The 12,616-nt window shown below is 50.2% G+C and carries 10 protein-coding genes; 8 read left to right on the top strand and 2 right to left on the bottom strand.

Features of this window, described 5'->3' with window-relative positions:
* Positions 1 to 143: 143 nt before the first annotated feature.
* The 6 genes from AWQ22_RS01940 (at position 144) to nadC (ending at position 5,259) form a co-directional block, all read left to right on the top strand.
* Positions 144 to 1,529 (top strand): PP2C family protein-serine/threonine phosphatase, encoded by a 1,386-nt coding sequence (locus tag AWQ22_RS01940; RefSeq protein ID WP_339374699.1) that lies wholly within the window; start codon positions 144 to 146, stop codon positions 1,527 to 1,529.
* A complete protein-coding gene (locus AWQ22_RS01935) occupies positions 1,519 to 1,719 on the top strand; it encodes a hypothetical protein (protein WP_012306004.1) in 201 nt (66 codons plus the stop codon). The genes AWQ22_RS01940 and AWQ22_RS01935 overlap by 11 nt, the downstream gene beginning before the upstream one ends.
* A 97-nt stretch (positions 1,720 to 1,816) precedes the next feature.
* Entirely contained in the window at positions 1,817 to 2,608 is a 792-nt protein-coding gene (locus AWQ22_RS01930) for a hypothetical protein (RefSeq protein WP_157094567.1), read from the top strand.
* 16 nt (positions 2,609 to 2,624) lie between these two features.
* Positions 2,625 to 3,935 (top strand): lipid-A-disaccharide synthase, encoded by a 1,311-nt coding sequence (locus AWQ22_RS01925; protein WP_065710008.1) that lies wholly within the window; start codon positions 2,625 to 2,627, stop codon positions 3,933 to 3,935.
* Positions 3,936 to 4,078: 143 nt separating this feature from the next.
* Complete coding sequence (locus AWQ22_RS01920; protein ID WP_030006144.1) at positions 4,079 to 4,390, top strand: DUF2973 domain-containing protein; 312 nt, start codon at positions 4,079 to 4,081, stop codon at positions 4,388 to 4,390.
* A gap of 5 nt (positions 4,391 to 4,395) precedes the next feature.
* Entirely contained in the window at positions 4,396 to 5,259 is an 864-nt protein-coding gene (gene nadC, locus AWQ22_RS01915; RefSeq protein WP_065710007.1) for a carboxylating nicotinate-nucleotide diphosphorylase, read from the top strand.
* Between the two features lie 25 nt (positions 5,260 to 5,284).
* On the opposite strand, the gene priA is transcribed toward nadC, so the two are convergent.
* On the bottom strand, positions 5,285 to 7,702 hold the full coding sequence (gene priA / locus AWQ22_RS01910) for a primosomal protein N' (protein ID WP_065710006.1): 2,418 nt from the start codon (positions 7,700 to 7,702) through the stop codon (positions 5,285 to 5,287).
* A 659-nt stretch (positions 7,703 to 8,361) separates the two neighbouring features.
* On the opposite strand from priA, the gene AWQ22_RS01905 reads away from it, so the two are divergent.
* The gene (locus tag AWQ22_RS01905) at positions 8,362 to 9,459 is read left to right on the top strand and encodes an RpoD/SigA family RNA polymerase sigma factor (protein ID WP_030006142.1); all 1,098 of its coding nucleotides are present in this window, start codon (positions 8,362 to 8,364) and stop codon (positions 9,457 to 9,459) included.
* Between the two features lie 225 nt (positions 9,460 to 9,684).
* On the opposite strand, the gene moeB is transcribed toward AWQ22_RS01905, so the two are convergent.
* On the bottom strand, positions 9,685 to 10,860 hold the full coding sequence (gene moeB, locus AWQ22_RS01900; RefSeq protein WP_012305997.1) for a molybdopterin-synthase adenylyltransferase MoeB: 1,176 nt from the start codon (positions 10,858 to 10,860) through the stop codon (positions 9,685 to 9,687).
* Positions 10,861 to 11,155: 295 nt separating this feature from the next.
* On the opposite strand from moeB, the gene AWQ22_RS01895 reads away from it, so the two are divergent.
* A complete protein-coding gene (locus AWQ22_RS01895; protein ID WP_065710005.1) occupies positions 11,156 to 12,571 on the top strand; it encodes an LCP family protein in 1,416 nt (471 codons plus the stop codon).
* Positions 12,572 to 12,616: the final 45 nt, after the last annotated feature.

Genomic DNA, 12,616 nt, shown 5'->3' with positions numbered 1-12,616 from the left:
ATTTCTCTACACATCCCACGAAAACGACGATTGTGACTCCTTCTGCCTCTAACTTTGCCACTCCCAAGTATTTTGACCCTGCCGCCCGGGAGTCAGAGTTGCAGCTCGTTTCCGGCAAGCCAGACTCCCGCTTAGAAACGGCTATTGGCGAAGATGTCGAATTTTTGCGGGCGCAAATTGCGAAGCTCAGCCGAGAGCAAACGAAGGTTCAAGATCTGTTGAGTTCCCTGGGTTTTGCCCTCAGAAGTTTTAACAACCTCAACCAATTTCTTGAGTTGACCCCCCTAATGTCTGCGCGGGTGGTGGATGCTGATGGTGGTGCTTTGGTGCTGTTTGATGCCCAGGGCCAGGTGCAGCTCGAAAAATTTTATTGTGGTGAAGGGGGAGATTGTCAGTTTATCCGACAAGCATTTACGCAGCTTCAGACGGGAGCGCGGACCACAAACCCAGAGGCAGCGACCTGTACGGCCCAGGAAGCGTTGCAATTTGACGAAAAACTCCAGGCCCAGCTTGGCGAAGAAATTCGGGTTTGTAGCACGCCCATCCTTGTCAAAAATGTGACCCGTGGCAAGCTTTATGTATTTAGTCGTGATCCCCAGTATGGCTGGGATATTACCCGGCGAAAATTGGTGCAACTGGTGGCGGATCAAACAGCGGTGGCGATCGCCAACAATGACCTCACCAGTAAACTCCGGAGCAAAGAAAAGCAAGACCGGGAACTAGAAATCGCCTCGGAAATTCAAAACCATCTTTTACCCAGTGAATGTCCGCAAATCAAAGGTTTGGCGATCGCCGCCGATTATCGCAATGCCTACCGGGTTGGGGGCGACTACTACGACTTCATTCCCAGTAACTACGACCGCATCCGCCGCCAGGATGATCCGAAGCTTGTGCAATGTGTCCCCTGGAGTATCGTCATTGGCGATGTCATGGGGAAAGGCGTCCCGGCAGGTTTGATTATGACCATGACCAGGGGGATGCTCCGGGCCGAAGTGCTCAACCGCCACAGTCCCGCTAAAATCCTTGAACACCTAAACCGGGTCATGTACGCGGATCTAGATAATTCCCACCGATTTGTGACCCTATTTTATTCAGAGTACGATCCGAAAACCCGTACCCTGTCCTATAGCAATGCGGCTCATCACCCGCCGCTACTGTGGCGCGCCCAAACCCAAAACATCGAACCCCTCGACACCCAGGGCATGTTGATTGGTCTGGATCTAGATTCGTCCTACGAAGACGCTAAAGTGGTGCTGGAGGTGGGGGATATCATCCTCTACTACACCGATGGGTTTACCGATGCCGTCAACTCCCATGGCGATCGCTTTGACGAAGAAAACCTTGTGCGCGTCTTTCAAAATGCCTGCCAAAATTGCCAGACGCCGGAAGCAATTGTGCAGGAACTTTTTACCCAAGTGGAAAAATTCACCTATCCCAAAGTGCGTGGCGGTGATGATATGACCTTGGTTGTTGTGCAGGTACAATCAGAAGCAATTGAGTCCCATCTGTGTCAACACCATGACTGCTAAATCTCCTTTGCCCTTACCATCCGTAGCATCTGAGCAAATTGTGATCGCCCAAACGGGCTATGTCGAAGATCCTGATATTTTGGGTCAAATCCGTGATGGCTTTCAAAATTTCGTCGATAGTGGTCAAATGTGGGCCTTGATCTTAGGTTTTGTCCTCGGTTATTGGTTTAGTGGCATCCGTCGCGGTTAAGGGATTTCTCTCCTCTGATAAGTACGGTATGCTTAAAAGGAACTTTTCCTGCTTTGGAAAGATTTCTGTCGATATTACTAGCCCCTAGACTGTTTTCGTGTCTAAGTCTTTTCGCGTACGATCATCTCCTGCTTTGATTGCGAAGGTGCGCCGTTTCAGTCAGCGCCCGCGTCGATGGTTTGCCCTCAGTCGGTCTGTGGATTGGCTTTGGGTGGGCAAAGTTGGCGGATTGGGGGTCGGCATTACTAGTCTTTGGCTCTGGCAATGGCAACTGCTGGTGGCGATCGCCTTGGGAGCTGGGGCAATGGCCGCGATTTATCTTTTTGAAGCTTCGCCTTGGCAGAAATATTTAGAAGAAGGTTATCGACTCTGGCATAGTCGCCACCGACGGTTACTCCTGGCGGGTATGGGCGGCAGCCTCACGGTGTTACTGAGTTATGGGGCGATCGCCTTTTGGCAATCCATGGCGAACCACTGGCTGACCAGCGTGATGCTCATTCAAGGGTTCATGATTAGTGCGATGTTTGCCCTGATGTTCAGTCGCCACTGGCAGTATCGATCGCCTCAACAACAATTCGAGCAAGCCCTTGAAAATTTAGGCGATCGCAGCAGTATCCGCCGACTCTACGCGATTCGTCAATTGCGGCAGTTATTACAAGAGCAACGATTGACGGCAGAACAGCGCCACACCCTCCATAACTTTTTGCAATTAAGCTGGCAACAGGAACGGGAAAAGCCCCTGCGGGAAGCTCTTCTGGGAATACTGCGCCTCTACACCAGACCCCAAACCCCATCTCCCCGGCCCCTCCAACTCCAAAAATCCCGCCCTCCCCTCAACTTGACCAGGCAGCAGCAAACCCGCAAATCTTTAGTCAAAGAGCAGGTCTAGGGGTTTTTGAGCAACAATGGCCCAACCCTTTGACCTGATTATCCTGACCAATGGCCCCGGTGAAGTGACCACTTGGCTCCGTCCCGTCGTGCAGGCCGTGCGTGCCCATTGGGGAAGCCTCCCACGCATTTCTGTGGTCTTGGCTCCCTGTTCCCACAGCACGGGTCAAGAAGCGGCGATCGCCCGCAGTTATCCCGAAGTTGACCGGGTTCAGGCCGCCAAGCATTTTTTCCCATTTCTGCTCTGGGGAAAAACCGCCGAATCTTGGTCTTGGTTTTCCCAGGGGGTGGTGCTCTTCCTCGGTGGGGATCAATTTTTTCCCCTGGTGATTGGTAAACGCCTCGGCTTTAAAACCCTAATTTACGCCGAGTGGGAAGCCCGCTGGTGGCGCTGGATTGATGGTTTTGGGGTAATGAATGCTCAGGTTCTAGCGAAAATTCCCCCCAAGTACCAGGCTAAATTTCAAGTGGTCGGCGATCTGATGGTGGATATCTCCCAGGAGGAACAGCCAGCCAGCACCCCACCGATCATCGGTCTCTTACCAGGCTCTAAGGGGATGAAACTCGCCCAGGGAGTCCCTTTACTCGTGGCCACCGCCGGTGTGATCCGCCGCCAGCGCCCAGCAGTGAAATTTTTACTCCCCGTAGCCCCGACCATTACCGTGCAAACGCTACTGCACTATGGCGATCGCCAACGAAATCCCATGGTAAAACGCTTTGCTGCACCTGCCCTTGAGCTTTGCCACACCGGGGATCAGCCCTATTTACAAGTCGCCGATGGCACGCAGATTCAACTGGTTACTGACTTTCCTGCTCACCAGGACTTAAGGCAATGTCAACTTTGTCTCACCACCGTTGGCGCAAATACCGCTGAATTAGGCGCTTTGGGCTTGCCGATGCTGGTGCTTTTGCCCACGCAACAGTTGGACGCGATGCGCGCCTGGGATGGCATTCCCGGTCTCATTGCGAAAATTCCCTGGTTGGGAACCTGGTTTGTGCGCTGGCTTAATCGACGCATTATTACCCATGCCCGCAAACATCGAGTGCGTTATGCTTGGCCAAATATTTGGGCGAAAAAAGACATTGTGCCGGAGCTGTTGGGGGAATTAGATCCAGAAACCCTAGGAGCGTTGGTGTTAGATTATTTAGACCATCCTGAAAAACTTCAGGCGATGCAAGCCTCTCTCCAGGCTTGTCGTGGCGAGGCGGGGGCCGCCCATAAATTAACGCTGATGATCGGTGATCTGTTGCACTTAACGACGGTGGATTTAGGCCATCAGCCGCCGCCAGTACACCATCGGGATTCCCGCTTAAACCAAAGAGAATAGTTAAGGATAAATACTTAACCTTTGGGGATCAAAGGCGATCACCCTTTGCCAGACGGGAATTTTTTCGAGATAATAGACCTAAGCATAGCGTAGCCCTTTTTTTGCACCGAATTGCTGCTATTGAAGCGAGGCACAGATTAATAATGTTTCATTTCTTGTTTATTTTGGCATTTGGAATTATCGCCACCATCGCAGCGGTGAACTTGGTGCGCAGCTTTATGATGCTGAGTAATGAAACAAGGGTCTACCCGAATTTTCAGAGTAATACCCAAGGAACGCAATCCCAACGGCCCCGGCCGACCCCCCACCCAGAAATGGTTGACGACTTGGGCCAACCGATTAATGAACCGCTATTGGTCGTGCGATCGCTGGATGTAGAAGACGCGAGGCAACGCCTGGATAATTTATACAACTCATCGCCGAGTGGTGAAAATAATCAAGAAGAGGATGCCTAAAACCGATGGCAACCTTACCCCCTTGGCTCATCGTTGATCCCCTCCTCCAACAATGGTTACAGGAAGATCTCGGACGAGGTGATCGCACCACCCAATCCCTTTTTGCAAATACCCCAGCCCCCATCGGTCAGGCGAAATTGATTTTAAAAGCAGATGGTAAGGTTGCGGGTTTACCTTTAGTGGAACGGGTTTTTCAGTTACTGGATCCCCAGAATTTTAAATTTGAAACGGTTTTGTCAGAAGGTTCTTCGGGACAGCCGAAGAATTTAATCGCCACGATGACGGCTCCCCTCGATATTTTGCTCATGGGGGAACGGGTCGCGTTGAATATTTTGATGCGCTTGAGCGGGATCGCCACAATGACGGCGCAGTATGTGGAAAAAATTGCTGATTTGCCGACGCAATTGGTGGACACCCGCAAAACCACTCCTGGCTTACGTCTGCTGGAAAAATATGCGGTGCAGGTGGGTGGCGGGCAAAACCATCGTTTCGGGCTAGATGATGCGGTGATGATCAAGGACAATCACATCCAGGCAGCAGGGGGAATTTCCCAGGCGATCGCCCTTGTGCGGCAAAATATGCCCTATCCTCTAGCGATTGAAGTAGAAGCCGAAACCCCGGAACAGGCCTTTGAAGCGGTGACAGCGGGGGCCGATATTTTGATGCTGGATAATATGTCCGTGGCGATGATGACGGGTTTGATCCCCCAGTTACGGGAAAAAAATCCCCGTCTGAAATTGGAAGCGTCGGGCAATATTACCCTGGAAACGTTGCGGGAGGTGGCGTTGACGGGGATCGATTATATTTCCACCAGTGCGACGATTACCCGTGCGCCGTGGCTCGATATCAGTATGAAAATTACGGCTTAGTGTTAAAAAAATTTTCACTGAATGGCTAATCGATATATAACGGATCAACATTAATCGCAAGGCTTACCGGACGCGGGCAAAATTCCCGCAAAAAAGTTAAATCGGGGATCTCCGTTTTGCGCTGGGGAAATTTTAAAACCACCTGCCAACGGTACCGCCGTGCCACCCGCAGAATATTCGCTGGCACAGGGCCAAGGAGTTCGTCTTCGGGTTCGAGCAGTGGGAAACATTTTTCGGCGATCGCCTCGGCAGTGTAACGTACCTGATCATGATTTTCTCCACTAAAGCGCAGCAAAATTAATTTGCCAAAGGGCGGATAGTCCAATTCCTGCCGTTGACTGATTTCCCGCTCGGCAAAGGTCAGGTAATCATGGGTTTTCACCGCTTGAATTACCGGATGCTCTGGGGAATAGGTCTGAATGATCACCTGTCCCGGTTCATCGCCTCGACCCGCCCGACCCGCCACCTGAGTTAAGGTCTGAAAAGTGCGTTCCGCAGCCCGATAATCACTTTGATGCAACAGGCCATCCGCCGCAATCACCCCCACTAAAGTCACTTGAGACACATCTAAACCCTTCGTGAGCATTTGGGTTCCCAGTAAAATATCCGCCTCACCGCGGGCAAATTGTCCCAGTAAGTCGCGGTGCGCTCCTTTGCGACGGGTCGTGTCACTATCAAATCGCAGACAACGTAGTTGGGGAAATTCCTTGGCGATCGCCTGAAAAACCTTTTGGGTGCCGTTCCCGAAAAACTTGAAATAGGGGGAATTACAGCTAGGGCAATGTTTGGGTTGGAGCTGGCTATGATCGCAATAATGACAGCGCAATAGAGGCAGACTTCCCTCCTGGACATAGTGGTAGGAGAGAGACACATCACAATGGGGACATTCCATCACATAACCGCAACTGCGACAGGAAACAAAGGTGCTGTGACCGCGACGGGCAACGAATAAAATGCCCTGTTCATGGGTCTGGGCGATGCGTTCAAGGGCTTGCCGGAGAGACTGGCTAAACAGGGAATAATTGCCGACCCGCAGTTCATGGCGCATATCAACAATTTGAACAGGGGGCAGCGGACGAGCATACACCCGCTCAGGTAGGGAAATGTAATAGTAATTCGAGTTTTGGGCCTGGGTCGTTTGAAACTTCACCCAGGTGTCCAGGGCCGGGGTCGCAGAACCAAGAATCAGAGGGCAATTTTCCTGTTGCGATCGCCACCGGGCAACGGTGCGGGCGTGGTAGGTGGGGGCGGGCTGATCCTGTTTGTAGCTGCTATCGTGTTCTTCGTCGAGGATGATCATCCCCAGATTGGGCAGGGGAGCGAAAACAGCGGAACGGGTGCCGATAATAATTTGGCTGTCGGGGCGCAACATTTGTCGCCAGGTATCGTAGCGTTCCCCTTCTGATAAGCCGCTGTGGTAAGTCAAAACGCGATCGCCAAACCGTGACCGAAACCGATCCATTAGTTGCGGTGTGAGACCAATTTCTGGCACGAGAATAAGGGCAGATTTTTGCTGGGATAACAGGGGGGCGATCGCCTGGAGATAAACCTCCGTTTTCCCTGAACCCGTCACCCCATGTAACAAAACTTCCCCGTATCCTTGGATGGCTTGAATCGTTTCTAAGGCTTGTTGTTGGGCGGCAGTTAGGGTTTTTGCTTGATCTGAATTTTGATCTGGGGCGCGGTGTAAGCGTAATTTTTCCCGTTCGGCGATCGCCACACAACCGACCTTTGCCATTTTCGTCACCGTTGCCGCCGTTGTTTTCGCCACCCCCACCAATTCCGAGAGCCACATTTCGCCCCCTTCATGGCGCAACACCAGCAAAATTTCCCGTTGTCGTTTGGTGAGCCCTTCCCGTTCGCCCACGTAACTCACCCACTTTTGCCGCTGTCCGTGGATGACCTGGGGGGTCGCCAAATATCGTTCTGCGAGGCCCGCCTTTTCCAATTCCTGTATCCCCCGATAGACCGACTTAATCTGTCGTTGGAGGTACTTCACACTGTAGTCCTGGGTTGATCCCCGCTGGAGTAACTGGAAAAGTTGTTGGGCCGTCGGTGGTAAAGAGTCGATGTCGATGGAGACGAGATCGGTTTTCAAAAGCCGAACACGGGGTTGCGATCGCCGCAATAAACCCGGCGGCAAAGCCATTCGTACCACCGTCATCATATCCGTTTGATAGGCCTGGGCAACCCGCAATAAAAGCTGCCAATAGTGGGGCGAAAAAAAGCCCCGCGCGATGATCCCCTGCACCGGACGAATTTGCTCAGGATCTAGTCCCTGGGGGAGCTTTGCAATGAAGCGAATGGCGATCGCCCCCACCTGTTGCGCCCCAAACCCAACCAATACAATATCCCCTGGCACTACCGTCAATTCTGGCGGCACTCCATAGGTAAAAAGCCCCTGAGTATAACCACAATCAACTAAGACCTCAAGCCAATCCAAATCCCCGATCTCCTAAGATTCCCAAAACTCACTGCAAAAGCACTATACCCCATGATTTTTTATCAATTCAAATAAGCATAATTATTTTTCTCTATATACAACCCTAGGTAGAGGGAAGTAAGAAGTAAATTATGAGAATTTATTTTTCTAATCAAAACTAAACTTTCTTAAAATTTCCTGGATTACATCACATTAAATAATCCTTAAAAGAAGTGTCGCTGATAATGCAGATGCCGCCAGTCTGCTATGTCAAGCTATTTTGATGGGCAACCGATCTTTTGGGGCTTGGCAAGCAATTTAAGAAAAATTTACACAACTTCCCTGGGCAAAAGATCCACTCAACAAAACCTTAATTTTGTATTTAACAAAACCATATTCTACTCAACCATCTGCTACATTAATTCTGAGAAAAGTCTCGGATTTTTCCCAGAAACCTTTACTAATTGCTGCAATTGTTGATTTTTATTAAAAGCTTATTTACATTCCCAGAGCTCAAACAGGTATAACAGTTCTAAGGAATGAACTGTCTGCTCCTTGAAATTGTTTTAGCTGCATCCTGATAAACGATTATTTGGTATTGAATTCTGCTTATTTTTGTTTTTCTTTAGCTAATCCTCGCTTCCCACCACACATCCCCTGACTCTTTATTTCGTAGGATTATGTTCGACACAACCACAACCAACAGTCTTGACCCTGTGTATGCTCAAGATAGCCATCAAGCCACTGAATTAGAATCGAGCAATTCAATGGTTGAAGCGGAATTTTCAGAGACAGAACTCACAAATTTGCGGGGAGTCCGTAGTCGCAATGAGGATACTGTCGGTGCTTTTTTTAAAGAAATGGCCCGCTACCCCCTCCTCAAGCCAGACGAAGAAATTCAACTGGCCCACAGTGTTAAGTTCCTCAATGATGCCGAAGAGCGTCGCCTTGAACTTCAGGAACAATTGGGGCGATCGCCTACCAATGAAGAATGGGCGAGTGTCCTTGGCCTCGAAACGGTTAAACAGCTCAACTCTGCCCTGTACAAAGGCCGGGTGGCGAAGCGGAAGATGATTCGCTCCAATCTGCGTCTTGTGGTCTCCATTGCGAAACGCTATCTTAACCGGGGTGTACCGTTCCTGGATCTGATTCAAGAGGGGGCGATCGGCCTTAACCGTGCCGCCGAAAAATTTGACCCCAACAAAGGCTACAAGTTTTCGACCTATGCCTATTGGTGGATTCGCCAGGCGATTACCCGCACCATTGCCAATGATGCCCGGACAATTCGCTTACCGATCCACATCGTCGAGAAGCTCAACAAACTCAAAAAAGCCCAACGGACGCTCAAACAAAGCCTGCAACGGAACCCAACTGAAGCGGAATTGGCCCAAGAACTCGATATTACCGCTGATCAACTTCACCAACTCCTTCAACTCCGGCGTCAATCTCTCTCCCTGAACCACCGGGTGGGTAAAGGCGAAGACACGGAACTGGTCGATCTCCTTGAGGATGATGGCCTTCAACTTCCCGAAGAACGGATGAGTGAAGCGATGATGCGCCAAGAACTTTGGGATGTCCTCGGTGACGTGCTCACTGACCGTGAAAAAGAAGTCATTGCCCTCCGCTATGGCCTGTCCTCTGAGCAACCCCATACCCTCGAAGAAGTGGGTGGGATGTTTAATCTGTCTCGGGAGCGGGTACGACAAATCCAAAGTAAGGCGATGCGTAAGTTACGGCGTCCCCAGGTGGCCCGCCGCCTCAAAAGTTGGCTGTATTGATCCCCCAGATTAATCTTTGCTGGATTTGGCGATCGCCAACCTAGATTATTCCTCCTTTCGCTTTTGCCCCCGTAGCCCCTCTGTAATATTTAAGAGGGGTTTTTTCTATGGTTTATTGCTTTTGTGCCCACAAAAAAACCCGCTTGGTGCGGGCGCGTTTTTCATGAATTAATCATTTCAACGATTTTATGTGGTTCCAACCTGTAGCCTCATTCCCAAGACTGTCTAGTACAAGGGAACGTTAGCATCAACTTCTTCACTCCAGGCTTTGATCCCACCTTTGACGTTGATGCCTGTAATGCCTGCTTCCTGGAGAATACCGAGGGCTTTCGCTGAGCGGCCGCCCATCTTACAGTGGGCAATTAACTTTTTCCCTTCTGTCAGTAATTCCTTGACCTGATCAACCCCATCGCCTTGCTCAATATCGGGGAGAGGGATCAGGGTCGCCCCCGGAATTTGGGCAATGTCATATTCGTGGGGATTGCGGACATCAATCAAAACATAATCATCAGCACCGCTGTCCAACAATGCCTTGAGTTCTGTAACTGTCATTTCTTCCATAGCTGCCTGCTGTTCTGCCTCCGCTGCCTTTGCTTGGGGAATGCCACAAAACTGTTCGTAATCAATTAATTTTTCGATTACAGGACGTTCTGGGTTGGGACGTAATTTCAATTCCCGGAATTTCATATCGAGGGCATTGAAAAGTAAAAGTCTGCCACTGAGGGTATTTTTTGCCCCAAGGATAATCTTGATGGTTTCTGTGGCTTGGATCGTGCCAATAATCCCTGGCAATACACCAAGGACACCACCCTCTGCACAGGATGGCACCATGCCTGGTGGCGGGGGTTCGGGATATAGATCGCGGTAGTTAGGGCCGCCTTCATAGTTAAAGACGGTGGCTTGGCCTTCAAACCGGAAAATCGAACCGTAGACATTGGGCTTATTTAAAAGCACACAAGCATCGTTCGTGAGATAACGGGTGGGGAAATTATCAGTCCCATCCACAACGATGTCGTAGTCTTTAATAATGTCGAGGGCGTTACTCGAATTAATCTGGGTCTCGTAGAGATCAACTTGACAAAAGGGGTTGATTTCTAGAATCCGGTTTTTAGCCGATTGGATCTTCGGCTTGCCAACCCAAGAAGTGCCGTGGATGATTTGGCGTTGCAGGTTAGAAAAATCTACAATGTCGAAATCGACCAGACCAATCCGACCGATTCCCGCAGCGGCAAGGTAGAGCAGTAATGGCGAGCCGAGACCACCACTACCGATACAAAGGACACTGGCGGCTTTAAGCTTCTTTTGTCCATCTACGCCCACTTCCGGCAAGATTAGGTGCCGTGAATAGCGTTCGTAGTCATCCTTTGTTAGTTCTATAGTGTCTAAATTAGGATTTAACATTTTTGGGTGTTCTGAGGAAATGTTTTAGAGTCTGCGGTCTGGGGTCACGACCAAGAACACGATTGCAGTCTTTTAGTCTACTGCGTTGTGGGGTTAGATTCTAGGTTAGCTTAAGGGATTGTGCCTTGGGCAGAAAATATTTTGCCCAGGAATAGGCGACGATTGATGAATTTATTGGTATTTTTTGAGGAAAGCATTGTGCAACACTGCGGCAAATTATATTGACAGGGTATAGTCGCTTTTAGGATTCACTAAGCGGGATAATTTTGTATTGATCCCTAGGAGAAACGGTCTTATGGTTCACGGTCAGGAAGTTACGAATGGGGATCACCCCCGCAAAGGCTCCACGAAGCTTCTTCGATCACCGCGCCACAATCTCTCCCGCCGCCATAAGCCAAAGTCTAAGGTTTTTTCGCCTTTCGTGCGGGGACTGTCATGGGGGGTTGGGTTTATGGGCACAATTCTCCTATCCGCTTCCCTAGGCACGGCGATCGCCGTCTATACCCCCATTGCCCAATTGGTATTACCTTTCCTGCCAGCTCCCCTGGGAAGCCTTGCCACCGACGGTTTGCGGCAATTAGGGACTTACAGCTTGGGTCGCCCCGTGAATGTCCTTGTGATGGGGGTTGATCGCGTCGAAGGGACGGAGAATCCAGAAGCCGAATTTAATGGACGCAGCGACACAATCCTCTTGGTTCGCTTCGAGCCAGAACAGGGACAAGTCAATATGCTTTCGATCCCCCGGGATAGCCAAGTCAGAATTCCCAATGTGGGCATTACAAAAATTAATGAAGCCAATGCCTACGGTGGCGGCCAGTTGGCGGCCCAGGTTGTGAGTGACGCCTTAAATGGTGTGGCAGTCGATCGCTATGTGCGTTTGACCACCGACACCTTCAAAGAGTTGGTTGATGCCGTGGGGGGAGTTAATGTGTTTGTCCCAGCGGATATGCAATACACAGACCAGACCCAGGGCCTAGAGATCAACCTCGAAAAAGGCTGGCAAGTGCTAGATGGAGAACAGGCAGAACAGTTTGTCCGCTTCCGGCAGGATCAATATGGTGACATTGGTCGGGTACAACGCCAACAGATACTCCTCAAAGCGCTCCGGGAAAAAATTCAATCCCCGGCGATTATTCCCCGTCTCCCGGCTCTGATTGGTTTAGTACGTGAACACATTGATACGAATCTAACTTGGGAAGAAATGCTGGCATTGATGAATTTTTCGCGACAGCTTGAGCCCGAAAATTTTCAGATGGTGATGCTCCCAGGGCGCTTTAGTGACGTGGGTGAATATAACCGTAGTTACTGGATTATTTCTGACCAGGGTAAAAACCAGGTGATGACAGAATTTTTCGCGGTGGAATCGCCCGTCTGGTCAGCACCCGGCGAAAATGACGGCACTTTAACGAACAACGTGCGCATTGCGATTCAAAATGCCTCTGGTTCACCGGGTATGGCGCGGCAGGTGTCGGAATTTTTGCAGACCCAGGGCTTTACGAATATTTATTTGTCGAGTGATTATCCAGACCGCCTTGAGCAAACCCAAGTGATCGCCCAACAGGGAAATGTGGCTGGGGCAAATCAACTGCTAGCAAACCTAGGTACGGGCAGGGTTGAAGCTTCTTCCATCGGCGAAATTGAATCGGACTTTACGATCCGTGTGGGCCAAGATTGGCTGGAACGATCCCAGGAATCGTTTGTGTCCAATTAATTTGAAAGTAATTGAATCGATTAGAAACTAAACACTAAGCAAATT

Origin of the sequence: Picosynechococcus sp. PCC 7117 (assembly GCF_001693275.1) — a bacterium.
Classification (GTDB): Bacteria; Cyanobacteriota; Cyanobacteriia; order Cyanobacteriales; family MRBY01; genus MRBY01.
Note: the sequence above shows the minus strand (reverse complement) of the source record. Positions and strands in the feature narration are given on the sequence as shown.

Excerpts from the sequence above, each read along its gene's own strand:
- moeB (WP_012305997.1), bottom strand. The coding sequence starts at position 10,860 with ATGTTAAATCCTAATTTAGACACTATAGAACTAACAAAGGATGACTAC.
- AWQ22_RS01905 (WP_030006142.1), top strand. The coding sequence starts at position 8,362 with ATGTTCGACACAACCACAACCAACAGTCTTGACCCTGTGTATGCTCAA.
- AWQ22_RS01935 (WP_012306004.1), top strand. The coding sequence starts at position 1,519 with ATGACTGCTAAATCTCCTTTGCCCTTACCATCCGTAGCATCTGAGCAA.
- AWQ22_RS01920 (WP_030006144.1), top strand. The coding sequence starts at position 4,079 with ATGTTTCATTTCTTGTTTATTTTGGCATTTGGAATTATCGCCACCATC.
- AWQ22_RS01925 (WP_065710008.1), top strand. The coding sequence starts at position 2,625 with ATGGCCCAACCCTTTGACCTGATTATCCTGACCAATGGCCCCGGTGAA.
- AWQ22_RS01895 (WP_065710005.1), top strand. The coding sequence starts at position 11,156 with ATGGTTCACGGTCAGGAAGTTACGAATGGGGATCACCCCCGCAAAGGC.
- nadC (WP_065710007.1), top strand. The coding sequence starts at position 4,396 with ATGGCAACCTTACCCCCTTGGCTCATCGTTGATCCCCTCCTCCAACAA.